The 23669-nt window shown below is 59.6% G+C and carries 23 protein-coding genes and 7 tRNA genes; 8 read left to right on the top strand and 22 right to left on the bottom strand.

Translation table 11 applies throughout. The features are described from left to right. Positions 1 to 18: 18 nt before the first annotated feature. Positions 19 to 912 carry an acyl-CoA thioesterase gene (locus HMPREF3169_RS11095; protein ID WP_070456552.1) on the bottom strand — a complete coding sequence of 298 codons (894 nt, stop codon included), beginning with the start codon at positions 910 to 912 and terminating at the stop codon, positions 19 to 21. A gap of 111 nt (positions 913 to 1023) precedes the next feature. Here HMPREF3169_RS11095 and HMPREF3169_RS11090 point away from each other — a divergent pair, with 111 nt between their 5' ends. Beyond that, positions 1024 to 1506 (top strand): DUF3817 domain-containing protein, encoded by a 483-nt coding sequence (locus tag HMPREF3169_RS11090; protein ID WP_070456550.1) that lies wholly within the window; start codon positions 1024 to 1026, stop codon positions 1504 to 1506. A gap of 13 nt (positions 1507 to 1519) precedes the next feature. After that, a complete protein-coding gene (locus tag HMPREF3169_RS11085; RefSeq protein ID WP_070456548.1) occupies positions 1520 to 2788 on the top strand; it encodes a DUF2029 domain-containing protein in 1269 nt (422 codons plus the stop codon). A 6-nt stretch (positions 2789 to 2794) separates the two neighbouring features. Here HMPREF3169_RS11085 and HMPREF3169_RS11080 read toward each other — a convergent pair whose 3' ends face one another. The 16 genes from HMPREF3169_RS11080 to HMPREF3169_RS11005 form a co-directional block, all read right to left on the bottom strand. Next, positions 2795 to 3259 (bottom strand): hypothetical protein, encoded by a 465-nt coding sequence (locus HMPREF3169_RS11080; protein WP_062038788.1) that lies wholly within the window; start codon positions 3257 to 3259, stop codon positions 2795 to 2797. A gap of 53 nt (positions 3260 to 3312) precedes the next feature. Continuing rightward, on the bottom strand, positions 3313 to 4440 hold the full coding sequence (locus tag HMPREF3169_RS11075) for a glycosyltransferase family 4 protein (protein ID WP_070456545.1): 1128 nt from the start codon (positions 4438 to 4440) through the stop codon (positions 3313 to 3315). A 14-nt stretch (positions 4441 to 4454) separates the two neighbouring features. Further along, positions 4455 to 5399, bottom strand: coding sequence for a phosphatidylinositol mannoside acyltransferase (locus tag HMPREF3169_RS11070; protein ID WP_070456543.1), 945 nt, complete (start codon positions 5397 to 5399; stop codon positions 4455 to 4457). A gap of 12 nt (positions 5400 to 5411) precedes the next feature. Next, positions 5412 to 6038, bottom strand: coding sequence for a phosphatidylinositol phosphate synthase (pgsA, locus tag HMPREF3169_RS11065; RefSeq protein WP_061922830.1), 627 nt, complete (start codon positions 6036 to 6038; stop codon positions 5412 to 5414). Further along, the gene (locus HMPREF3169_RS11060) at positions 6031 to 6579 is read right to left on the bottom strand and encodes an HIT family protein (protein ID WP_061922834.1); all 549 of its coding nucleotides are present in this window, start codon (positions 6577 to 6579) and stop codon (positions 6031 to 6033) included. The genes pgsA and HMPREF3169_RS11060 overlap by 8 nt, the downstream gene beginning before the upstream one ends. Beyond that, positions 6566 to 8629 carry a threonine--tRNA ligase gene (gene thrS, locus HMPREF3169_RS11055; protein WP_070456541.1) on the bottom strand — a complete coding sequence of 688 codons (2064 nt, stop codon included), beginning with the start codon at positions 8627 to 8629 and terminating at the stop codon, positions 6566 to 6568. Before thrS ends, HMPREF3169_RS11060 begins: the two co-directional genes overlap by 14 nt. A 93-nt stretch (positions 8630 to 8722) precedes the next feature. Further along, entirely contained in the window at positions 8723 to 10009 is a 1287-nt protein-coding gene (locus HMPREF3169_RS11050; protein ID WP_070456539.1) for a Dyp-type peroxidase, read from the bottom strand. Between the two features lie 68 nt (positions 10010 to 10077). Continuing rightward, entirely contained in the window at positions 10078 to 10737 is a 660-nt protein-coding gene (locus tag HMPREF3169_RS11045) for a copper chaperone PCu(A)C (RefSeq protein WP_070456537.1), read from the bottom strand. Between the two features lie 83 nt (positions 10738 to 10820). Continuing rightward, complete coding sequence (locus tag HMPREF3169_RS11040; RefSeq protein WP_070456535.1) at positions 10821 to 11399, bottom strand: copper resistance CopC family protein; 579 nt, start codon at positions 11397 to 11399, stop codon at positions 10821 to 10823. 296 nt (positions 11400 to 11695) lie between these two features. Then, on the bottom strand, positions 11696 to 12373 hold the full coding sequence (locus HMPREF3169_RS11035) for a Type 1 glutamine amidotransferase-like domain-containing protein (protein WP_246815636.1): 678 nt from the start codon (positions 12371 to 12373) through the stop codon (positions 11696 to 11698). 113 nt (positions 12374 to 12486) lie between these two features. Then, positions 12487 to 12559 (bottom strand) — tRNA-Gly (locus tag HMPREF3169_RS11030). Between the two features lie 45 nt (positions 12560 to 12604). Beyond that, positions 12605 to 12676 (bottom strand) — tRNA-Val (locus HMPREF3169_RS11025). A 27-nt stretch (positions 12677 to 12703) separates the two neighbouring features. Next, positions 12704 to 12774 (bottom strand) — tRNA-Cys (locus HMPREF3169_RS11020). 30 nt (positions 12775 to 12804) lie between these two features. After that, positions 12805 to 12880, bottom strand: a tRNA-Gly gene (locus HMPREF3169_RS11015). A gap of 45 nt (positions 12881 to 12925) precedes the next feature. Continuing rightward, positions 12926 to 12997, bottom strand: a tRNA-Val gene (locus tag HMPREF3169_RS11010). Positions 12998 to 13047: 50 nt separating this feature from the next. After that, positions 13048 to 13123: transfer RNA gene (locus tag HMPREF3169_RS11005), tRNA-Gly, on the bottom strand. Between the two features lie 229 nt (positions 13124 to 13352). On the opposite strand from HMPREF3169_RS11005, the gene HMPREF3169_RS11000 reads away from it, so the two are divergent. The 4 genes from HMPREF3169_RS11000 (at position 13353) to msrB (ending at position 15839) form a co-directional block, all read left to right on the top strand. Then, a tRNA-Val gene (locus HMPREF3169_RS11000) sits at positions 13353 to 13424 on the top strand. A gap of 85 nt (positions 13425 to 13509) precedes the next feature. Continuing rightward, on the top strand, positions 13510 to 14187 hold the full coding sequence (locus HMPREF3169_RS10995) for a dihydrofolate reductase family protein (RefSeq protein ID WP_070456534.1): 678 nt from the start codon (positions 13510 to 13512) through the stop codon (positions 14185 to 14187). Positions 14188 to 14197: 10 nt separating this feature from the next. Continuing rightward, complete coding sequence (locus tag HMPREF3169_RS10990) at positions 14198 to 15415, top strand: glycosyltransferase family 87 protein (protein WP_246815635.1); 1218 nt, start codon at positions 14198 to 14200, stop codon at positions 15413 to 15415. Positions 15416 to 15425: 10 nt separating this feature from the next. Further along, positions 15426 to 15839, top strand: coding sequence for a peptide-methionine (R)-S-oxide reductase MsrB (gene msrB / locus HMPREF3169_RS10985; RefSeq protein ID WP_070456532.1), 414 nt, complete (start codon positions 15426 to 15428; stop codon positions 15837 to 15839). Positions 15840 to 15897: 58 nt separating this feature from the next. On the opposite strand, the gene hemQ is transcribed toward msrB, so the two are convergent. Next, entirely contained in the window at positions 15898 to 16599 is a 702-nt protein-coding gene (gene hemQ / locus HMPREF3169_RS10980) for a hydrogen peroxide-dependent heme synthase (protein ID WP_070456529.1), read from the bottom strand. A gap of 218 nt (positions 16600 to 16817) precedes the next feature. Here hemQ and HMPREF3169_RS10975 point away from each other — a divergent pair, with 218 nt between their 5' ends. Together HMPREF3169_RS10975 and HMPREF3169_RS10970 are read left to right on the top strand one after the other, a co-directional pair. After that, positions 16818 to 17438 carry a DUF3000 domain-containing protein gene (locus tag HMPREF3169_RS10975; RefSeq protein WP_070456527.1) on the top strand — a complete coding sequence of 207 codons (621 nt, stop codon included), beginning with the start codon at positions 16818 to 16820 and terminating at the stop codon, positions 17436 to 17438. Between the two features lie 40 nt (positions 17439 to 17478). Then, the gene (locus tag HMPREF3169_RS10970; protein WP_070456524.1) at positions 17479 to 18726 is read left to right on the top strand and encodes an HRDC domain-containing protein; all 1248 of its coding nucleotides are present in this window, start codon (positions 17479 to 17481) and stop codon (positions 18724 to 18726) included. Positions 18727 to 18729: 3 nt separating this feature from the next. Here the strand turns inward: HMPREF3169_RS10970 and dxs are convergent, their stop codons facing one another. The 4 genes from dxs to HMPREF3169_RS10950 all read right to left on the bottom strand — a co-directional run bounded on the left by dxs (position 18730) and on the right by HMPREF3169_RS10950 (position 23664). Continuing rightward, on the bottom strand, positions 18730 to 20634 hold the full coding sequence (gene dxs / locus HMPREF3169_RS10965) for a 1-deoxy-D-xylulose-5-phosphate synthase (protein ID WP_070456522.1): 1905 nt from the start codon (positions 20632 to 20634) through the stop codon (positions 18730 to 18732). Between the two features lie 118 nt (positions 20635 to 20752). Then, positions 20753 to 22051, bottom strand: a complete 1299-nt coding sequence (locus HMPREF3169_RS10960; RefSeq protein WP_256388636.1) for a class I SAM-dependent RNA methyltransferase — start codon at positions 22049 to 22051, stop codon at positions 20753 to 20755. Further along, entirely contained in the window at positions 22044 to 22688 is a 645-nt protein-coding gene (locus tag HMPREF3169_RS10955) for a DUF3159 domain-containing protein (protein WP_082787727.1), read from the bottom strand. Before HMPREF3169_RS10955 ends, HMPREF3169_RS10960 begins: the two co-directional genes overlap by 8 nt. A 97-nt stretch (positions 22689 to 22785) precedes the next feature. Next, positions 22786 to 23664, bottom strand: a complete 879-nt coding sequence (locus HMPREF3169_RS10950) for a DUF3710 domain-containing protein (protein ID WP_371326211.1) — start codon at positions 23662 to 23664, stop codon at positions 22786 to 22788. Positions 23665 to 23669: the final 5 nt, after the last annotated feature.

The raw sequence follows: 23669 nt of genomic DNA, 5'->3' as shown, positions 1-23669 counted from the left end.
GTTTGAGTGAATATTTTTCTAGACGTTTTGCCAATTGCCGTTGTGCGAGCCTACCTGCATGCCCTCGTGCACGGTTCGGGTAAGCCCTTCCTGGACCACCACGGCAACCAAATCCCCGTCCTGGTTAAAGATCTTTCCGGTGGCCAGACCAGTCGCATTCTGCGCGGATGGTGATTCCTGCACATACAGCAACCACTCATTAACACGCACTGGACGCAGGAACCAGATCGAGTGATCCAGGCTGGCAAGCTGTACTTGCTCGCCTTGGTGTGGCAGCAGCGAAGCACGGATTAAGGTCATGTCAGACATATAGGCAAGTGCCGCACGGTGGGCATCCTGGCTGCTTTCTGACGCCGCGAATTCTTGCGAGGTGTTGCGGAACCACACGTAGCGGAACCCAGCGCCTGTGGCTTCGGCAAGTTCAGGGTCACGGCTTTCCTGCGGGACCAAACGGATATCCCAGTCTTCCCACTCCCGCAGGATGATGCGGGTGGAATAAGGAGCACCACCGCCGGCGGCGGCAGCCTCCTCCGGGCCCATAACCTCCGGCATGGCGTCCTGGTGCTCAGGACCAAAGTCATCGGCGATATGGAAACCCGCGTTGAGCAGGAAAATCAGGCGATCGTCTTGAAAGATGCGCACCTGACGGGTAGCAAAGGAACGGCCGTCCCGCACGCGCTCTACCTCGGCGCGCGCAGGCGCTGCGGCATCACCCGGGCCCACGAAGTAGCCATGCAAGGAATGTACGAGCTTTCCTTCAACGGTGTGCTGGGCTGCAGCGAGCGCCTGGGCCACCACCTGCCCGCCAAAGGTGCGCGCAATCTGGGACGGAACCATGGGCACGGAAAAGACATCACCCTGAGCCTTTTCGTTCAGCGGCGCTAGATCAATAACCTCGCACACCTTAGCCATTACCTACGCGGGACTCCCCTCTTTGCTCAACGCGCAACCTTAACGTGCGCTCTTCACATGCAACCCTGCCAACTTTACCTGTGCGCCGGGCTAGCGCGTAGGATATGCCGCATGACTTTACTCCGCCCTGCTCGCCTGCACCGCGTCGTTGCCTACCTTGAGATGTTCACGTGGGCATTTCTTATTTTTTCTATGGTTCTGAAGTACTCCGGCGTGACGGAGGCTCTAACTCCTATCGCGGGCGGTATCCACGGTTTTGGTTTCCTCTGCTTCATCGTCGTGGGCGTAATGGTGTGGATCAATAACAAGTGGTCTTTTGGCCTGGGCATGTTGGGGCTTATCGTTTCGGTCATACCTTTTGCCGCGCTCCCGTTTGCGTTATGGGCGGACAAGCACGATAAGTTCCTGCCGCATTGGCGCTTTAGCGATTCTGAGCAGCCGCACGGCCTTGCCGAGCAGCTTTTGGCCCAGGTAGTGCGCTTCCCAGTGCGCACTCTGAGCGTGTTCGTCGTAGTCATTGCGCTGGTCTTTGGCGTTCTGCTGATGCTCGGGCCACCCGTCGATGTCGAATCCACTATCGAGTCGAACATCTAATAGCATTACTTAGGTGAAAATTTTTCGTTCCGTTCCAGCAGTTTGGACTGGCTGGATTTGTTTCCGGCTTATCCTCATCGGACTGCTGCAATGGAACAACGTCCCGCTAGGAGATATTTCCTATTACTTCTCCGGGCGTTTTGGGACAAACTCCTCGGATATGACCGAGTACCCGCACCCTGGCACGTGGCCTTCAATTCTCGTCGGCTGGTTGAGCGGCCCGAATCAGACCAGCTTTACCGGTATTTTTACAGGGCTGTGCCTGCTTGTCGACGCCGCTTTCCTCATGGTCTTGCTTCACGGCTGGCGCCGCAAGCCGCAGGCCTTCGTCGCCGCATGGTTTTGGGTTATCTTTGGAACCGCAGTGGGTCAGGTCTTTGTCTGGCGCCTCGATATTTTTCCGGCTCTGGCAGTTGCTGCCGCAGGAATGCTTCTTGGCCGCAACTCGCGGCTTGCGGCGGCGTTGCTTGGCCTTGCCACCACGATGAAGCTGTGGCCCGGCGTGCTCGCCGCAGGCCTGGTTGGCCGCTTCGATGCCCGTGCGACTTGGCAGCGCCTTAGCGCGTTCTTCGCTTCCATCGTGGGCATCTGCCTGCTCGTCATCACCTTCAATGACGTCGAGCGCCTCATTTCCCCGCTGCGCTACCAGGGAGTACGGGGACTACAGGTGGAATCGATACCCGCAACACTTCCGGTATTTGCCTCACATCTTTTCTCGGACACGTGGTCCATCGGCTACGCTGCCTCCAAGAGTTTTGAAATCACCGGCCCTTGGGTGAGCACGCTCTTAGTTCTTAGCAACGTTTTGACCTTGGCGATGCTGTTTTTCGCCATCGGCTTCGCACTCATGCGCTTCCGCAACGGCAACTGGGGTGCGCGCAGCACGCTGGCCTTTTTCATCACGATGATCTGCCTGCTTTTTATCAGCAACAAGGTCTTTTCCACCCAGTACATCACCTGGCTCGGCCCGATCTTGGCGATAGCGCTCAAGGATGCCTGGCCGCGTGACTCATCGGTTGCGCATCAACATATCGACGAAAAAGTAGGTAAAGTGCTGCGCAACCTCGCACTGTGCACGCTTGGTGCGGCGGCACTGGGCACACTGGTCTACCCGTTCAACTATGACGCGGTGCTCTACGCGGGCCGCGACGGCCTCTTCCCTGCCTTCTTGTTGCTGGCGCGCAACGTGCTCGTCCTCGTGTTGACAAGCCTTGCTTTGTCTTGGCTGCGCTTGGAGCTCAAGCGCGAAAACACTAGCTCTACCAAGCAAGCAGCTCAGTAGCAGGAACTACTCAGTAATCCGCAGCTGGCTGAGCTCGAAGAACTCCGGCAGCGGTGCCGTGCCGCCCAAGCGGAACATGCGCACGAGGGGGCGTAGGCGTAGCGAGCGGGTATCGCTGACCGCTTCGTTGTAGAAGCGATGAGCAAGGTGGATGCGCCCCTCGGCGTCGGCAAGCAATGCGGGACGCTCGGCAAAGCGCTCGTTGACCGCGATAGACAGCTCCCGCTCGTGGGCCGAACGCGTCTCAAAATGGCCCTGGGTAAGCTCGCTCGACTCCGCGCGGGAGGCAACCTCCTCCAGCTCCGGAGCTAGCGCTGCCACGACGGCGGCGCGGCGGTCAAGGGTGGCCTCCAGCTGCGCCAAAGCCGCATCCGTGCGGATGTGCAGGGAGTTCAACCGCTGCGCGGTGAAATAGGCCCACATCAAGATGAGCACGAGCGCGACGATCGCGATAACCAGTTCTACTGCCATAGTCTTTTCCTGCTCTTAAATCTGCTGTGGGTAAAGGGCGGCAACGCCCGCTTCTACTTGGTGCGGACCTTAGTTCCGTCCTGCACAGTCTCATAAACCTGCATCACGGCAGCGGCCACATGGTCCCAATCGTAGGTGCGAGCGCGCTCGGTACCGGCTTCAATTAAAGCTTTACGCTTATCTTCGTCCTGCAGGACAAGGTTGAGCACCCGCGCGAGATCGCGGGCATCCTCGTTGCGGAACAACGCTCCGGCTGGGGTCTCAGAATCGGCGTCGCATACGGCGGCAAAGGCTTCAAGATCGGAAGCTACCACCGCGCAGCCTGCAGCCATCGCCTCTACCAGGACGATGCCGAAGCTTTCGCCGCCGGTGTTAGGAGCGACATAGATATCAGCGCGGCCGAGGATCTCCGCCTTTTCCACATCGCTCACGCGGCCAACGAAGTCCACGCCCTCGACCTCACGCGGGCGGCCGCCGCCCATGACGGTGACCTTGACGTCCGTGTCCACCATCGTGCGGGCCTCCAGCAAAATATCCAGGCCCTTGCGTGGCTCGTCGAGACGCCCCAAGAACACAATCTCGGGCACCTTCTGCCCGGATTGCCCTGGCTGCCCTTCTTGGTCTGGTTGCGCAGCGACGCGCTTGCGGGCAGCCGCATACACGGAGGTATCCACGCCATTCGGAATAAGTACTGGGTCGCCGCCGAGTTGTTCCACCTGCCAGCGGCGGGCCATCTCTGAGACGGCGATGCCGCCGCGCACCTTCTCCAGAATTGGTGTGAGGAAAGGCTTGGCCAGCTTCAACACGAGCGAGCTAGAAGCCGAGGCGTGATAGGTCGCCACGATGGGACCTTTGGCTTGTGCCAACGCAACCATGGAGTAGCTCGGCGAGTTCGGCTCATGGATGTGCAGCACGTCGAAGTTGCCGCGTTCGATAAACTTCTTGGCGTTGCGCTTTACCTGCGGGCCTACGGACAAGCGGGCCACGGAGCCGTTGTAGGTAATCGGAATGGCGCGCCCGCCTTTCATAACAAAGCTCGGCAGCTGTGTCTCCGGCGCTGCTGGGCCAAGGACCTCCACGTGATGGCCTTGCTCGATAAAGACGGTGGCCAAATCCAGGATGTGGGCCTGCACGCCGCCTGGCTCATCAAAGGAATACGGGCATACGATTCCGATACGCACTACTGCCTACTTCCCTACTTTTTACCGTTATCTTCGAGCTTTTCTTGGGACGTACGCTTGTCCTTGGCCGCGCGGCGTTTAACGTCTGCGTTCCACTGCGGCTGCAGCATATGCCAGTCCGCCGGGTGGGCCTTGATGTTCGCAGCGAAGCCATCGGCCAGGCGTTGGGTAGTCTCCTGCACATTGGTGACTTCCACCTGCGGGCTGACGGAAAGGCCCCAGCCTTCATCCTCGAACCAGGAGTGGACCACGTGCAATGCCGCCCCGGTTTCCATGGCCAAGCGGGCCGGGCCGGCAGCCATGTTGGCTTCCTCGCCCATGAAGTCGACCGTGACGCCAGTGCGAGTGAGGTCGCGCTCGGCCAGCAGGCAGACCACGCCGCCTGCTTCCAAGACTTCCTTGAGCCGGCCAAAAGGTGAGGTCTTCTCCCCTGTCAGAGCGATGACCTCAAAGCCTAGGGACTCGCGGAAGTCCACGAAGGCGTCGAAAAGCACCTCCGGCTTGAGCCTTTCTGCCACCGTTGTGAATTGGCCATAGTGGCCCACCAGAAACACCCCGGCCATGTCCCAGTTGCCAGTGTGCGGAAGCGCCAAGATGACGCCTTTGCCGCGGGCCATGGACTCATCGAAGTTCTCTAAGCCCTGCAAACCGGAAAGCAGCTTGGCGTGCAGATCCGGGTCCTGATGGATCGACGGCAGGCAGAATGCCTCCCGCCAGTAGCGCATATAGGAACGCATGGAATTGCGCACCAACTCGCGAGTGACGTTTTCTGGGCCCACCACGCGCGCTAAGTTTCGGCGCAGTTGCTCCATGCCGCGGCCATCATCGCTGGCGCGGTCTGCGCCCCAGTCAAAAAGGCGCTTGGCCCACTTCTCCGGCAACAAACGCACCAGCCGCCACCCTGCTAAGTAGCCGGCGGCAGACAGTTGCTCACGGTCTAATCCAGGAAGAAGGGCCATAGGCATTAATCCTTAAAGGTCTGGGGTGAAACGGGCCTTCGTGTCCTGGCGGGCAGCCTGGACCATGCGCTGAATGACGGTAAAGATGGAACCGAATACAAGGATCCACAGGGCGATCTCGATGGCGTCGGGAACACCCAAGCCCTCCAAGCCAATACCGGCCAGGCCGATGATGAGGCGCTCTGGGCGCTCGATCAGACCGCCGACCATCTTGAAGCCAGAAGCCTCGCCGCGGGCCTTGATATAGGAAATGACCTGCGAAGAAACCAGCACGATGAGGCAGGCCACCACGTGGATGGGGCGAGCGTTATCGACGTAAACCAGCCAGTACAAGATGGCAGAAAACAGGGCGCCGTCGGTGATGCGATCACAGGAGGCGTCGAGTGTCGCGCCAAACTTGGACCCGCCCGTGGTCATGCGGGCCATCGTGCCGTCGAGCATGTCAAAGGCCGCAAAGAGACCAGAGAGCACTGCTGCCGCGAACAGGTGATCCAGAGGAATGCAGACGACTGCGATAGCAATGGTGACAAGAGTGCCGACGATGGTGACCACGTTGGGGGTCAGCCCCATCTTCAGAAACAGCTTTGCCACGGGTTCCACGACGACTGCCGCTGGCTTTCGCCCGTGAACGCTAAGCATTGGAATCCTCCTCATCGATCTCCCGCCAGCCTTGGGCCAAAAGGGCACGAGTCTCTTGTAATAACTGAGGCAACACTTTAGTGCCCTCCAAGACAGTCATAAAGTTGCTGTCACCGGCCCACCGGGGAACCACATGCAAATGTAAGTGATCTCCCACGGAACCGCCAGACGCCTTGCCCAGGTTGAAGCCCACGTTGATTGCTTCCGGTTTGGACACGCGCTTTAAAACACGTACCGCCTTCTGTGCGAAGGCCATCAGCTCGTGGGATTCCTCTAGAGTCAAGTTCTCCAGCTGGGATTCCTTGCGATAAGGCACCACCATTAAATGTCCCGAGTTATAGGGAAAAAGGTTCAGCAAGGCGTAGACATACTCACCGCGGGCAATAATCAGCCCGTCCTCATCGCTGCCCTTGGGAGCCTCAACAAAGGGGTCCTTCGAACGCTTCGAGATATACGCCATCCGGTAGGGAGCCCACAGCCGCTCAAGGCGGTCTGGTTCCCCTGCCCCGGAATCGACGTATTGCTCGTTAGCGTCGTGCACTAATCAACTCTTCGTTCGGCTGCTCGTTGATGCGCTCAGCAACCCATGCGGCGATGAGCTCGATAGCCTCATCCACCGGCACGCCGTTGACCTGCGAACCGTCGAGGAAGCGGAAAGAGACGGCATTTGCGTTGACGTCGCGCTCGCCGGCGAGCAGCATGAAAGGCACCTTGCCGGTGGTGTGATTGCGGATCTTCTTCTGCATGCGGTCGTCAGAGGTATCCACATCGGCACGGATGCCGCGCTTGCGCAGCTTCGCAGCGATCTCCTCCAAGTGCGGGGAGAACTCGTCTGCAACCGGGATGCCAACTACCTGGTGCGGAGCCAGCCATGCCGGGAATGCGCCGGCGTAGTGCTCCAGCAGCACGCCGAAGAAGCGCTCGATGGAGCCGAACAGCGCGCGGTGAATCATGATCGGGCGCTGCTTGGTGCCGTCGGATGCGGTGTACTCGAGCTCGAAGCGCTCCGGCAGGTTGAAGTCCAGCTGCACGGTAGACATCTGCCAGGTACGGCCGATGGCATCGCGCGCCTGCACGGAGATCTTCGGGCCGTAGAAGGCAGCACCTGCAGGATCCGGAACCAGGTCCAGGCCGGACTTTTCAGCCACCGACTGCAGGATGGAAGTAGAACGCTCCCAGATCTCGTCGGTACCGACATACTTGTTCGGATCCTTGGTAGAAAGCTCCAGGTAGAAGTCATCCAGGCCGTAGTCCTTCAACAAGGAAATGATGAAGTCCAAAACCTTGGTCAGCTCTTCTTCCAACTGCTCCGGGGTGCAGTAGATGTGGGAGTCATCCTGGGTAAAGCCACGAGCGCGGGTCAGGCCGTGGATAACGCCGGACTTCTCGTAGCGGTAGACAGTACCGAACTCGAACAGGCGCAGCGGCAGCTCGCGGTAAGAACGGCCACGGGAAGCGAAGATGAGGTTGTGCATCGGGCAGTTCATCGGCTTCGCGTAGTAATCCTGCGGCTGCTTGGTGCAGTTACCGTCCTCGTCATACTCGCCGTCCAAAGCCATGGCCGGGAACATGCCGTCTGCGTAGAAGTCCAGGTGGCCAGACTTCTTGAACAAGTCACCCTTGGTCAGGTGCGGGGTGGAGACGAAGGAGTATCCATCCTCAATGTGACGGCGGCGGGAGTGCTCTTCCATCTCCATACGCACGATGGCGCCGTTCGGGTGGAAGACCGGGAAGCCGGAGCCAATCTCATCCGGGAAGGAGAAAAGGTCAAGCTCCTGGCCCAGACGGCGGTGGTCACGCTTTTCTGCCTCCGCAATCATGTGCTGGTAGGCCTCGAGGGCCTCCTTGGACTCGAAAGCGGTGCCGTAGATGCGCTGCAGACCAGCCTTGGACTGGTCACCGCGCCAATAAGCAGCCGAGGAACGGGTCAAGGTAAACGCCGGAATGTACTTGGTGGTTGGCAGGTGCGGACCACGGCAGAGATCGAACCACTCCACCTCGCCGGTGCGCGGGTTGATGTTGTCGTAGTGCGTCAGATCGCCTGCTCCAACCTCTGCTGCCTCATCGGAGTCTGGGTCAACGTTGCCCTTGTCCTGGATGAGCTCCAGCTTGAATGGCTCTTCAGTAAGTGCCGCCTCTGCTTCCTCGTTGGAGGAATACACGCGGCGTTCAAAGCGCTGACCAGTCTTGATGATCTTCTTCATGCGCTTTTCGATCTTCTTCAGATCCTCCGGCGTGAAAGGCTCGGCGGTCTGGAAGTCGAAGTAGAAGCCGTTTTCAATGGCCGGACCGATACCCAGCTTGGTACCCGGGAACTCAGCCTGAACTGCCTGTGCCATCACGTGTGCAGTGGAGTGACGGATGACAGCGCGGCCGTCCTCCTCGCTTGCTGCAACTGGGGTGAATTCGGCGTCGGCAGTCGGCGTATGCGAGAGATCGTAGAGAGCTCCATCGGCGCCGCGTACGACGACGACTGCCTCTGGGCCCTTGTTTGGAAGCTCGAGCTCCCGCATTGCTGCGCCTACGGCAGTGCCTGCTGGCACCTTAAAAGGCTCGTAGTTCACCGGTACAGCTGGAATCATTTCCGCCATTTAGACTTGCGCTCCTTATGCGCTCACGCTTCGATCGACATACCTGGCCGACCAAAGCTAATCGTAGAGTTACAGCGAAAGATTCTACCCCGCTTAACCCTCAAGAAGCGACTCGCCCCAGTAGGAGTTAGAGGTGGTACCGGCCGGTACAAAGTACATGGCTGAGCCGATGTGGGTAATCCACGTATTGAGCAAATCTTGCTCATCAAGGCGGGCTTGAATGGGCTCAAATTGCTTACTCGGATCCTTTTGATAACAGATGAAAATCTGCCCTGCATTAGACAGCTCACCTGGGTTTTCCGCGCTCGGTGGGAGGTTGTAGTTGAACGGCCGGCGCAGAATCTTCTGCTCCGGATGGTCCTTCGGCGGATGGGCGCGCGCCACGTGGGATGCCGGGTCAATTGCCTTCAATCCGAACTTATCGCGCGCGTTGAGGTCCACGGCATCGAATTCCTCGGTGCCGTGCATCGGCGCACCGGAGTCCAGCTTGCGGCCAGTGGAGTTTTCCCTGGAAGCGCGGTCAAGCTCTTCCCACGCGTCCAGATTCATGTGGATTCGGCGCACGACCATGGCGCTGCCGCCGGCGAATTTTCCTTTATCGATCCAGACCTGCTCCCGGAATTCCTCTGGAGTGTGCGGATTGACAGTGCCATCCTTTTGCCCGAAGAGATTGCGCGCGGTCTCCCCCTTCTTCGCGGCGCCGTTGGCATGACCAAAGCCCTGCTGTACCCACTTGGTGTCCACGTAGCTCGCACCCGCACGGGTCATGTGCCGCATCACGTGCGCCGCCGTTAGCGGATCATCGCTGCAAATCTGCAGCACCACATCGCTTTGGCCCCATTCCGGGCGCAACTTATCGCGCTTGTACGCGCGCACATCCCGGAGCCACTCCGGCTTGGCGACGCCCGTCCGGGCAAAGAAGCCTTCTCCCCAACCGCAGGTCACGGTAAGGCTAGCCGGGGTTTGCGCTAGCTCCGGCTCCAGGCTGCCCAAGGGGTTTTCTGCGGTGCACAGTCGGCGTGCGTCCTCAGTCCACAACCGCATCAGTGCCTTGGCGCCTCGCTTGGTGGTGGAATCTTTTAAGTCAAAGCCCACGAGCGCCACGTGTGCCTGCGGCGGGGTCTCGATTCCGGCCTGGTGCTCGCCATCGAATGCGACGATATTATCGCCCATGATCTCGGCTGCTTCATCCTGCGCTGGCTGCCCAGCAGCAGCTGCCGCACCAGACCCAGAGTCAGAATCGTCGCGAGAAGGTGAAGCGCAGCTGGCCACCGCCACCGCGCTGGCCGCGACGGCGCCGCCAACCAGCAGGCCGCGTCGGCTCAAAAACTCCGTGGTCTCACGCGCGGAGGAAGATGCAGATTTTAAGGACTCATCCATGTTCTTTTCCCTACTACTCATTCCAATGCTGGCGCGTGAGTAATCCACCCGCGCGTCGGCTTTAGCCTTTAGTGGTGCGAGTGCTCGCCGTGCTCCATCGAACCGTGGTCCATAGAGCCATGATCCATCGAACCGTGATCCATGCCCGACATGTCGCCGTGGTCCATAGAGCCATGATCCATGCCAGACATGTCGCCGTAGTTCTCATCGCCGGCGCCGATTTCGCGCACCGGCACCTCACCGGCCTCGACCTTGGAACCGTCCTCAAACAAGAGGGTGACCTTGACCGTCTCGCCCGCCATGACTGGTTCCTTCACACCCATCAGCATGAAGTGCTCGCCGCCTGGCTTGAGTTCTGCGGTGCCACCGGCCGGAATCTTCAGGCCGCCCTTCTTTTCCTGCATTACACCGTCAACAACCTCGTGCACCTGGTTCATCTCGGCGTCGATGGAGGAGCTAAAGCCAGTGACGGTGATGTCCTTGTCGGAATCGTTATGGATGGTGCCGAAGATGGCAGTCATCTCCGCATCCTCAGCCATGGCGCGAACCACGCCGTCCTCGATGGTGACATCGCCTGCCTGCTTATCGGAGGCGCTTGCGCTTGCCGGAGCCGCGCTGGTTGCAGCTTCCTTTTCGGCACCGGAATCCTGCTCGCTGTTGGAGCAGCCAGCCAGCCAGAGTGCGCTGACGGCAACGGCAGAAACAACGATATTACGCATCTTCATCATTAGATGTCTTTCTTGTCCAAGCTTTAAGGCGCGAAGGCACTCGTTTTATTTGTGCCTTGCCTGCGTCTTAAAAGGGGTGGTTTTTAAGAGTCCAGGTCATTTGCCCGGCGCATCTTTGCACCGGCCATGATGACCACGGCGACGATAGCCAGAACACCGACGATGCCCAGCGCCCACAGTGCGGCGGGCGGCAGGCCCTCGGAGTTGGTTTCATCTTGTTTAGCAGCAGCGTCATTCGCGTCATCGCCGTCTGCGGCATCGCCCGCTGCGCCGTCGGCAGAGCCGGCAACGCTAAACGGAACGGAACCACGGGTTGCATGCCCGTCCGAGGAGGTGATCTGGAAGCCCACCTGGTACTCGCCAGGTCCCGGCTTTACATCGTCCGGAACCTCGATGGTGAGCTCACGCTGTTTGATTTCGGGCTCGGCGTCGAAAAGCACCTCGCCCGTCTTAGTGTCGGTGACGGCGAAGGTGTTGAAGTCGTCCCTAGGTACTGCGGAAAACTCCAGAGTGATCTCCTCCGGAAACTCCTGCAGCGGAGAATCACTGACCACATTGCCGCCGATCACAGAGTCGTGTGCCAAGGCTGCAGGCGCGGACATGGCGAGCATGGACGCGGCAGCACCGAGCGCAAACAGACTGGTGGAGCGACGAAAGTGCATAGTTTTCTCCTCGAATTGCATGGCTTGCGAATGGGTAAATACATGCTATAACCGCACCCGAAACAATGGCCAATAACCTAAGCCTTGCTTAAAGCAAATCAGGATACCAACAAACTGAACGAGCAGCGGTTGCCTTAGTAGTCGCTGCCCCATTCGACTTAGTTCCCAGTGTCATAGGAAATGTGTTAATGCACACTATTTTCGGTAAATGGTTAACGCCTCCAGGTGGAAATTGACGCACCCGCCAATCGACGCCACGCCCGGTGGGTATGGCTGCCTGTACGAGATAGGACCTTCTAGATCAATTCAACGCAATCATCATTAATCAGCAGCGCCTGCCCATCACGCAAAAGCACCAGGTTCCAGTCTTTTCCGTACTTTTTAACCGTTTCACTAATAACCGAAATTGTGTATGGGCCAGTAGTTCCCTGTGCGTGAGGAACTACAACATAGGGAGTAAGTGATAGAGCCGTACGATCATGCAATTCGGGAACAGCACCTGGATCATCCATAACGGAAATCGGTTCGACCGATGGCCCGGCAAGGACCGCACCCGCCGAGCTGCCAGCATATGGCAAACCGCCGCGAACCGCTTCAGAAAGCAGTTCGAAGGCACCAGACTTCTTTAACTCATACAGTACGCGGTAAGCATTACCGCTTGCGACGTAGACACAATCCGCCTTCTTTACTTGAGTCTCAAACTCTTCAAGCGTGGTATTCGCAACGGTCAGTGAAACAAAGTCGGATGCAATAGAAGCCACTTCTTCCCGCTCCTTCTGTGCAAACGGCACTTCTTCCATCCCCACAGCAGCGTCATCGATGTACAAGATTTTGCCGTGTAAGAATTCGCGCAGCTGCGGATGAAGGTAGGACGCAAGAAACAGTTTCATGGTGCCAGTATGCATGAGCACTCCAAGCGGCGCAGCAATAAGCTCTGCAGGAGCTGCATTCTTCGCCACTGGAATACAGCTCATCCGCATCAAGGTAATGCCAAAGGGGCTAAAGAGTCATAAGTGCTCTTGAAACTTTCAAAGTGCACGACGAAAACGCTCCTGTCAGGAATCCCGAACAGGAGCGTTCTTATTTGAGCGGATGACGAGACTCGAACTCGCGACCCTCACCTTGGCAAGGTGATGCGCTACCAACTGCGCTACATCCGCATTTGGGATTCTTATCGAACCCCACTAGGTGCTTTAAGCACCTAGTGCGCGATACTGGGATTGAACCAGTGACCTCTTCCGTGTCAGGGAAGCGCTCTCCCACTGAGCTAATCGCGCTCGACACGCCAAAGCGTGTCAAAGTTGAGGTGGAAACGGGAATCGAACCCGTGTGCACGGTTTTGCAGACCGTTGCCTCACCACTCGGCCATTCCACCGTGGCGATACCGCCTCACACACAAGTGTGCTGGAGCGGATGACGAGACTCGAACTCGCGACCCTCACCTTGGCAAGGTGATGCGCTACCAACTGCGCTACATCCGCATTCGAAAACCAGGCCCGGTTTTCTAAGCCCGTTTCTGGGCCTTGTGCGCGATACTGGGATTGAACCAGTGACCTCTTCCGTGTCAGGGAAGCGCTCTCCCACTGAGCTAATCGCGCAGATATTTTATTGTCAACACGCTAACCAGAATAACTACCGATTAACGTCTTGGAGCGGATGACGAGACTCGAACTCGCGACCCTCACCTTGGCAAGGTGATGCGCTACCAACTGCGCTACATCCGCATTGCATCATACAAACTGCTGTGTGTAACAACCGTCTGCCGTGGTGCGAGTAGAAACATTATCGCGCACTTTCGAAGTTTCCAAATCCGCAGGATAATTAGCTGTTTTTACAGCGCTGCTCGATACCGCTTTTCACCGAACGAATTACACCAATGTCATTTTAGAATTCTCTTCAATAGACCGATTAGGAGTTGCCGCCGCCCTAGGTGTAGATTCAACACCGCACCGCGGTCCTATAGCTCAGTGGGAGAGCGTTCCGTTCACACCGGAAAGGTCGCTGGTTCAATCCCAGCTAGGACCACCGCTTTCTTAAAGTCGGCATCTTTTATTGAAGGATGCCGGCTTTGTTGTATCTCCTCCGCTGTTTCTCCACTAGACTGGCTGGCATGAGCGAAAGCATTGATGTATCCACGCTGGTCGGCCCTGACGAGCCGGGCATCCGCCTGATTGAGGTCTCGACCCTTTCTGGTTCGGCCACTATAGATGGCACCTCGGATGCCATGGGCAACGATAACGACGCCGCGTTGTTTGCAGCACTGCGCGAATGGGCCGACGTCGCAGTAGTGGGTTCAGGCACGGTCAAGGCCGAGGATTATGAGGGCTCCTCCCCTGGCAAGGCCCGCATTGCGGTGATGAGTAACTCGCTTGACTTGGACGTGGAGTCGAAGCTTTTTAATGTTGGAACTCCGCCCATCATTTTGACCCCAGACGAGAACCTAGGCACCACCGCGGCGAAGCGGTTAGAGGAAGCCGGCGCCACGTTGCTAGGCACTGGTGACGGCACGATCCCTTCCGTCGTGGAGGCACTTCGCGCGAAGGGCTGGTCCCGCATCAGCTGCGAGGGCGGCCCAGGCATCTATTCCCTTTTCATTGCCGCAGGCATGGTGGACAAGCTTTATTTAACCCTGGACCCGCATCTTTCGCCCTCGGTTTCCCAGCCGCTAGTCCACGCGCCGGATGAGGCAACGGCTAATGCACAGCCGTTGAGCCTGTCGCTTGAAAGCGTAATCCCGGACGCTGACGGCACGGTGTTTCTGCGCTACGCCGTAGTAGACGCCCCGTAAACTGCACATCGTGAAATCCCCGAGTCTCTCTCCAGCTGCTGACACGTTGCCATTGGACACAAAATCTTCGTATGGCTCGCGAAGCATCAAGGTTTTTAAAACCGCGGCTTGGCCGATTGCACTGTTGTTGGTGTTCCATCGCGTTGTCATCGTCGCGTTAAACGGCACCACCACCGACGACTTTACTACCGTGCATTCGGCCATGCGCCGCTTCCTGCAAGGCATTCCCGTCTACGAGCAGGACTACACGCATGTCGATCCGCTCTATCTCTACAATCCAGGCGCCACGCTTTTACTTTCGCCCTTAGGGTGGATGGATCTAACGGTGGCGCGCTGCGGCTTCATTGTGGTCAATGCATTGGCCATCATCGGCGCCCTCGCTGTCCTTATAAAACTCGTCGGACGCAACCTGCGCAGCCCGGAATTTCCGGCCTCCATCATCTTGGCTTTTGCCACTGAGTCAGTGACCAATACCCTTGCCTTCACCAACATCAACGGCATTCTCTTCTTGGCCATGGCGATATTCCTTTGGGGCATTTTGGACACGCGCCGCCGCAGCCACATCATCGCGGGGCTGGTGTTGGGCTTGGCCATCCTCATCAAACCCCAGTTTGGGCCGTTGCTATTCCTAACGCTGGTAAAGAAGCGGTGGCTAAGTGCCGCCTTAAGCGTCGCGGTGCCGGTCATCTTCAACGCCGTCGCTTGGCCGCTTACCCCGGGCGCCAGCGGCTACCTGGACAAGCTTGTGCCTTATCTCGGGCAAACGCGCGACTTCGCCAACAGCTCGTGGCCGGGCGTGCAGGCTTATTTTGGGCTTGGCGACGCCCCGTTCTACGCCGTTTGGCTCGCCGCCGCCGCGGCGTGCGCGTTTAGCATCCTGGGCCTACTCAAATGGCGCGATACGGAACCGGTGTTCTGGGCTTTGACCACCTCAGGCGCAATTATGGCGGGAATCTTCTTCCTGTCCTCGCTGGGCCAGCAGTACTACTCCATGTGGCTTATCCCGCTGGTCTTTACCGTTTTTCTGCCGCGTTCGGTATTCCATACCGTCCCGGCGTGGTGCGTGGCATTTTTATTCCTCGCGCCAGTCAAGTGGACTTCGGTGCCCTGGCCCACCGCGGGATACTGGATGGCCGTGTTCAGCGCAACAATTGGCTGGGGCCTGCTGATTGTTTTGATTGCCGCATCGGTTGCCGGATGGTGGCGGCAGAATGAGACCAAGGTCTAGACTTCCCGGCATGACTGATTTCAAGCTCATTGCCGATACTGAATGGCGCAACCGGCTAAGCGCCGAGGAATACCGTGTGCTGCGTCAAGCTGGCACTGAGGCGCCTCACGTTGGTGAGTACACCAACACCACCACCGAGGGCGTGTACTCCTGCAAGGCCTGCGGAGCCGAACTTTTCCGCTCTACGGAAAAGTTCGAGTCCCACTGTGGCTGGCCTTCCTTCTTCTCCCCTTTGGTTGGAGAGGCCGTCATCGAAAGAGTTGATACCTCACACGGCATGACCCGCACCGAGGTGTTGTGCGCCAACTGTGAGTCCCACTTGGGCCACGTATTTACTGGCGAGGGTTATAACACCCCGACGGATCAGCGCTACTGCATCAACTCGATCTGCCTCAACCTCGAGGAAAAGCCCGTCGAGGATTAGGCTGCGTTTGCCAAATACCTAAGTAGGTTGCTTTAGGCAGCAGCCTAAGGCAACCTACTTAAGGCAGCACCGCGATGAGCTCGGCGACGCCCTTGACACGACGGCCGGTGTGGAAAGGAATCTCCTCGCGCACGTAGTGGCGGGCCTCGGTGTAGCGCATCAGGTACATCAGGTCGACGATGCGGTTTAGCTCTGGAGCCTCGAAGGCGAGGATCCACTCGTAGTCGCCGAGCGCGAAGGATGGCACGGTGTTCGCACGCACGTCTGGGTAGTCGCGGGCCTGCATGCCGTGCTCCATCAGGATGCGGCGGCGCTTTTCCTCATCCATGGTGTACCAGTCGTAGGAACGCACGAACGGGTAGACCGCAATCCAATCCCCTGGTTCCTCACCCATGATGAAGGAAGGCAGGTGGGATTTGTTGAACTCTGCCGGACGGTGCAGGGCGTTGCCCACCCAGGTCACCTCAGAGACTTGGCCGAGAACAGTCTCGCGGCGAAAGTCCGCAAATGCCTTCTGGATGTCCTCAAACTGCTCGGCGTGCCACCAGATCATGAAATCGGCAGAATCGCGCATGCCCGAAAGATCATAGATTCCGCGGACGGTTACCTTCCCTGCAGCTTCGAGAGCCGTGAAGAACTCCTGCGCCTGGGTCACGATGTCCGCGCGCTCGGTTCCCAGGGCACCCGGGATGACCTTGAACACCGCGTGTTGGGAATACTGCTGTACTGCGTTGAGCTCTTGGAAGTTAACCTTCGCCATAATGGACCGTCTCCTTGAAAAGCGGATTCATGTTGAAATACCTATCCATCATAAGTTGGATAGGCGGCCATTTCCATTTCCCCTACCACCACCCTGCCCCATTTGTCGGGCAGCTCACCAAGTTCCGGCGCGCCTTCGCCCTATTCCGAGCCGAAAACTATAGCTTGAACCTCGTGAGCAATTCCGACGCAACTTCGAGCACCCCGGCAGGCGCCCCAATGAGCCTGCACGAGCACGCCGCAGCCAAGGCCACTTCCGCACAGGAAGAGGCAACGACGCCCACCGTCTTCAATGCCGCTGTCGATTCCATGCACGCGGCACAGCTGCGCCCCGAAATCACTTTGGGCACCATTCGCCCGCCGCAGCGCCTGGCGCCGTATAGCCACGCTGTTGGCCTGGAAATTGGCGACGCCGCGGAAGGCACCGACGTGGTTCCAACGGACACCGAGGGCGATGCCTTCGGCCGCCTTATCCTCCTGCACGATCCCGGCGCCGAAGAGGCATGGGAAGGCGCCATGCGTTTGGTGGCCTACATCCAGGCAGATATGGACGATGCGGTCGCGGGTGACCCGCTGCTTCCCGACGTCGCTTGGCAGTGGCTCAACGAGGCCATGGAGGCCAACGGCGCAACGCACACCAACTTGGGCGGCACGGTTACCTCGACCGCCTCTGTCCGTTACGGCGAGATCGGCGGCCCACCGCGCGCCTACCAGCTGGAGATGCGCGCCTCCTGGACTGCTGCGGATCTGAACCTAACCCCGCACGTTGAGGCCTTTGCCCAGGTTCTCGCGAACGTCGCCGGCCTGCCACCGGAGGGCGTTACAGAGCTCGGACGTTAACTACCGCTCCGTGTCACACCAGACTTGTAGGCTGGCTACTATGACTGAATTGCGGACCAGACCAGCGGAAGGCACTCCAGAGGTTTTGCGCACCGCGGCGGAGTTCAAAGCCGCGGCTAGTGCGCTGGCAGCTGGCGAGGGCCCTTTCGCTATCGATACTGAGCGTGCGTCCTCGTATCGATATGATGACCGCGCATTTTTGGTTCAGGTGCGCCGCAAAGGCGCCGGAACCTTCCTCTTTGCACCGGAGGGTAAACGCGAACAGCTCACGGCAGCGCTTGCGCCGGTGCTTAATGATTCCGCGTGGGTAGTCCACGCCGCGCCCTCGGATTTGCCGTGCCTGGCCTGGTTGGGGCTATGCCCAGGCACCCTTTTTGATACTGAACTCGCCGCCCGCATGGCGGGGTTCGAGCATGCGAATTTAGGCTCCATGGTTGCAGAGCTTTTCGACGTCGAGCTAGAAAAAGGCTACGGCGATGCTGACTGGTCTGAACCGAACTTGAGCTTGGATTTGCGCGCCTATGCGGCCCTCGACGTCGAGTTGCTCTTAGAGCTCGCGGAGGCCTTGCGCGATATCTTGGCTGAGCAAGACAAGCTCGACTGGGCCTACGAAGAATTCGCGGCAATCGTGGCCGAGCATGCCGGCATCAAGGAGCCGGCGCCGCGTACCTGGCGCGGGCTCAAGGGGCTCAACGCCCTTCATAAGTCGGAACAACTCGTCGTGGCGAAGCTGCTGTGGACCAAGCGGGAGAAGACTGCCCGTGAGACTGACACCGCACCAAACCGCGTCTTGCCGCACCGCGTGCTCGTGGAGATCGCACGCCAGCTGCCCGATTCTCCCCGCGATTTTGCCCGCATCAAGGGCGTGCCGCGCAAGCGCCACGGGGCGGGCCTGCAGTGGCTGGCGGTAGTCCAACAGGCGCGCGAGATAGATCGACGCGAGTGGCCGAGCAAGAAGCGGGAGCCTTCCCGCGTTCCTTCCAAGACGGTGTGGAACAAGGACCACCCGCATCTGTGGAAAGTGTTCCAGGACCTGCGCACCGATTGCGAAGAGCTCGGTGAGGAATTGGGCATGCCGTGGGAAATCATCATCAAGCCCGCCACGTTGCGTGCGGTGGTGTGGGCTGCTGGCTGCCCGCCGCAGGCACGACGCGAGGGTTCCGTAGGCGGACTCGTCACGGACGAAAGCGATATCGCGCCGTTCCTGCGCGATGAAGGGGCCAGAGAATGGCAAATCGAGCTCCTTCAACCGATTCTGGAAGAAGGGCTCGATTATTCCGGCAGCTAGGTCCTAGCCTTCGGTGATGGTACCCAGCCAATCCTCGACGGCTGCGGCGATTTCCTCCGGGGTGAGGCTGTTTTCCTCCAGCACCTCGCCGCGGCTTGCGTGGCGTGGGAAGTAGTTGGCAACGCCCATGCGGCGCAGCGGCGTATCCACCTCAGCGGCATTCAGCGCCTCTGCGATCATGGAGCCAATGCCGCCACGGATGATGCCGTCCTCGACAGTGGCCACGAGGTCGTGGTCTGCCGCGAGGCCAACCAGGGACTGCGGTACCGGAACCGCCCAGCGCGGGTCGGCGACGGTGACGTTGTAGCCGCGCTCTTCGAGCAGCTTCGCGGCGTTGCGGGAACGGGTGCTCATCGCGCCGATGGCAACGAGCAGGATGTCTGGGACATCGGAAGCAGCTTCCTCAGCATCGTTGTAGTAGATGATGTCCACGCCGTCGGAAAGCTGGTCCACTGCTTCGATGTCATCAAGCAGGTTGCCCTTGGGGAAACGCACGACGGTGGGCCCGTCGTTGACCTCGAGGGCCTCGTTGAACAGCTCGCGCAGGCGGGCGCCGTCGCGAGGAGCGGCAATGCGCATGCCTGGGACGATGCTCATCAGGGCCATATCCCACACACCGTTGTGGGAAGGGCCGTCGGAGCCGGTGACGCCAGCGCGGTCCAGGACGATGGTCACCGGCAGCTTCAGCAACGCGATGTCCATGATGACCTGGTCCACGGCACGGTTCAGGAAGGTCGAGTAGATAGCAACCACCGGGTGCATGCCGGCTAGCGCCAAGCCAGAGGCCGAAGCCATGGCGTGCTGCTCTGCGATGCCGACGTCGAAGAAGCGCTCTGGGAAGCGCTCCTCAAAAGGCGCGAGGCCGGTAGGACCTGCCATGGCAGCGGTAATCGCCACGATGTCCTTGCGGTTCTCTGCCGCCTTAATGAGCTCCTCGGAAAAAGCTGCGGTCCAACCCGGCTGCTTCTGGCCCTTTGGCACGCCGGTGACTGGGTCGATGGCACCGGTGGAGTGCATCTGATCCTTCGGCTCGTTGACGGCTGGGGCAAAGCCGTGACCCTTTTCCGTTACGGTGTGGACGATGATTGGGCCGTCGTAGTCGCGGGCGTAGGAAAGCGCGCGCACCACGGCGTCGATGTCGTGGCCGTTAATGGGGCCAACATACTTAATGCCAAGCTCTGGGAACATCTCGGTAGGCATGACGGTGGACTTCACGCCGTCCTTGATGGCATGCAGCGCATCGAAGGTGCGCTCGCCTACCCAGCCCATGGACTTCAGGCGCTTCTTGCCCTGTTCCATGATCTCATCGTAGCCATGCTGGGCACGGATACGACCCAGGTTCTCGGATAGACCGCCGATGGTCGGCGAATAGGAACGGCCGTTGTCGTTGACGATGATGACGGCGTTGCGTTCTTTATCGGCCGAGATGTTGTTGAGCGCTTCCCAGCACATGCCACCGGTCAACGCGCCATCGCCCACGACGGCCACGGCGTTGCGGTGGTTCTCACCCTTGATCTTGAAGGCCTTGGACAAACCATCGACGGTAGAAAGCGCGGCAGAAGCGTGGGAGGACTCGGTCCAGTCATGCTCAGACTCGCCGCGATCGGTGTAGCCGGAAAGACCGTCCTTCTGGCGCAGGGTATCGAACTGATCGGTGCGCCCCGTTAACATCTTGTGCACGTAGGACTGGTGGGAGGTATCGAAAACGATGGCATCCCGCGGGGAGTCAAACACGCGGTGGATGGCCACGGTCAGCTCCACGACGCCCAGGTTAGGCCCTAGGTGGCCGCCGGTGACGGAGACCTTCTCAATCAGACGTTGACGAATTTCATCAGCCAACTGGCGCAGTTGTGCTGGGGAGAGAGCCTTCAAATCGCGAGGCGACGCAATGGTATCCAGAATGGTCATGGAGCGGCCTTCTTCTCCTTCTTGTCAGTTCTTTTTCTTTTCTACCGTACCCGTTCCTGCGCTAAGGGCGGCAATCCTCGAATTAGCTTGGGTGTTAGCCGCGGCGGCTGGGGCAAGGCTATTTATGCGGCTGTAGCAACGCCATTGTCTCGAAATGATGCGTTCCGGGGAAGGCGTTGAGCATGGTCAAGCGTTTGAGTTCATAGCCGGCCTGCTTCCACGCCTTGATGTCGCGAGCGAAGGTTGCTGGATCGCAGCCCACATGGACGACGCTGCGCGGTGCGGCGCTAGCGACGGAACTTACGACGTCGTCTCCAGCACCGGTGCGCGGTGGGTCAAGGACCACGAAGCGCGGTGCGGGCAGCTGCGCCGCAGATGATTCCACCTTGGCGCTGCGGAACTCCACGGAGTACGGCGCCAGGCAATCCTGCTTAGTGGCAGCTGCTGCCGGCGAGTAGTCCACGGAGTAAATTTGCGGGGAGGCAAAGTCTGCAGGTTTCTCGGCCGCTCCGCTGCTTACCAGGGCGTCGTGCAGCGCGGGCACGAAAAGGCCCACGCCTCCATAGAGGTCCCAGGCCACAGCGGATTCTCCAGAAGAATCCGCCGGTGCTGACGAAGCAGAGAGCCACTCGCGCACGAGCGAGGTATAGGCCTCGGGTGCGGCGCGGTGAGCTTGCCAAAAGGCGGTGGCCGGGAAGGTAAAGGCGTGCTCGCCTACTCGCTCGACCACGGTGCCGGTGCCTTCAATGACTTCGCGGACGGTTTCGACGCGGCGCCCGCGCGGGGCACGGCGGGATTCCACGACGTGGCGGTTTCCCTCGCTGTCCATCACGGCGATGACTTCAGCACCCGGGGTGAACCGACGGGCGTTCTCCCCTACGATTCCGTCGACGAGGCCCGGCACCAGCTGGGTGCAGGCGACGTCGGTGACGAGCTCGGTAGAGCCACGCTTGCGCAGACCGGCACGGCCCTCCTGGTCCACGCCGAGGCGCACGCGCGTGCGCCAGCCACGCTGTGGGGCAAGCTCGCGGGTTTCAATGTTGAGTCGTTCGAGCTCATCTGCTTCCAGCTTGGCCACGCGGCGCAGCTGCTCAGTCAAGACCTCGGTCTTGATCTCTGATTCCTTATCCGGATCCAGCTCGTGGAAGTCACAGCAGCCAGCGCCCTGTGCAGCCGCCGGGCAGGCGGACTCCACACGCAGGGAGCCAGCGGTATTCACGGCCACGAGGTCAGCCTCAATGAAGGACTTCTTGACCTTACGGGCGATAACGCTCACGGCGTCGCCGGGGAATGCGCCGTGGACGAAGACGATGCGGCCGTCGGCAGCATGCGCGATGCCCACGCCGCCGTGTGCCATGCGCTCAACGGTGACGTCGAAAGTCTCGCCCTTAGTAATCGTTACCTCCGGGCTAGTCACGAATAGCCTCCTCAGCGGACGCGGCCGGAGAGGACGTAGCGGGTGCTTCTGCTTCCTCTGCTGGCATGGCTTCCTCGACAGCGGCGTTGGCACGGCGGACCATCCAGATGGTCAACAAGGTAACCAGGCCCGTAAGAGGCCAGCCCATCAGGATGCGCACGACGCCGAGCGCGGTGGTGTTGTCGGCGTTGTAAATGGCGTTTTGCACGATAAAACGCGCCAGGAAGATCACTGCCCAGCCGGCAGTTGCGATGGCGTAGGCGCGGCGGGCTGGCGCCACGGTGCGCCAGCGCATGTCCTCGCCGTTAATGCCTTTCCAGATGACGCCGACCAGCGGCCAGCGCACCACGATTGAGATGGCAGCCACGATGAAAAACAGCAGCGACATCCAGATGCCGTAGAGGAAGTAGCCCTTTGCATCGCCCGTGAACCACGCGATGGCGGCGCAAATGCCCACGCCCACCAGGCCGGAGATAGCAGGCTGCAGGGTTTCCTTGCGGGCAATGCGCCAGACGGCGATAAGGAGGGCAACACCAAGCGCGGCCAACAAGGCAGGACCCAAGCCCCACACGTTGTTGACCGGAATGAGAACCACCACGGGCAGTGTCGCAGATACCAGACCGGAAAGCCCGCCCATCTGCTCCAGAAGGGTGGGCTCTTGCTCAGTAGTTGCGGTTCCGTCGTTGGACGCGTTGGACGCGGATGCGCCGTTAGAACTATCGGGTTTCGTCACGTTAGCTTTCTTCTTTGTTCAACTCATCCAGCTGTGCCTTGGCCTCAGCCTCCGCTTCAGCTGCTGCAGAATCAGTGCGCTGGGCGTCTGCGCCATCGGCGCTGGTGCCCTCGGCACGCTGCTTCATTGCCTGCTGCACCTGCTCGGCCAGCTGCTGTGGCAAGGTCACCGGCAAAGAGTTGCCAGCCAGGATCGGATCCTCGCCGCGATAGATAAAGGTACGGGCGAAGACCTCACGGCCAAGCTCTGCGAGTTGTTCCTGCTTGCCCGCCGGTGCGGCAAGGGTCAGGCGGTACATCCAGCGCGGGCCGTCGACGCCGATGATGCGGATTTCACCATTCGGGTTGGTGCCGACGATCTCGGTGCCCCATGGGCCATCCTCGCCGTGGGCCTCAAAGCCATCGCGGGTGAGACCATTAATGATGTCCGTCGCGGATTCAGCCCACTGACCCGGCTTTCGCGGCGCCGCAAAAGCAACCGGCGTCATGCGGCCATGTTGGCTAACGATGTGGAGCATCTTCGGGCCCTGCTCGCCCATCTCCACCTGGACCTGGGTGCCCTTTGGCAGCGGGATGCGCATGGAGCCCAAATCCAAAAGGCCTACCGAGAAGTCCTCGAAGTCGAAGTCCTGGATATTTACTTGGTCGCCGTCAAAAGGACCCATCTCGCCGCCCACGGCGTCGTGCTCGACGCTGTAGGCTTTGAAGCCCTCTGGGCCGGACGGGGCGTCGCTAAGCGCAGCTGAAGCGTCACTTTGCGCAGCATCATCTGCCGCCGAAGTTTCATCGGCCGCGCTGAGATCCTCGGCCTTATTACGGGTTTCAAGGTCCTGGGCTTCATCGCTTTGGGAGTCAGATTTCTTCTTAGAAAAAGGCCACATAGGCA

Origin of the sequence: Corynebacterium sp. HMSC08C04 (assembly GCF_001807495.1) — a bacterium.
GTDB lineage: Bacteria > Actinomycetota > Actinomycetes > Mycobacteriales > Mycobacteriaceae > Corynebacterium > Corynebacterium simulans.
Note: the sequence above shows the minus strand (reverse complement) of the source record. Positions and strands in the feature narration are given on the sequence as shown.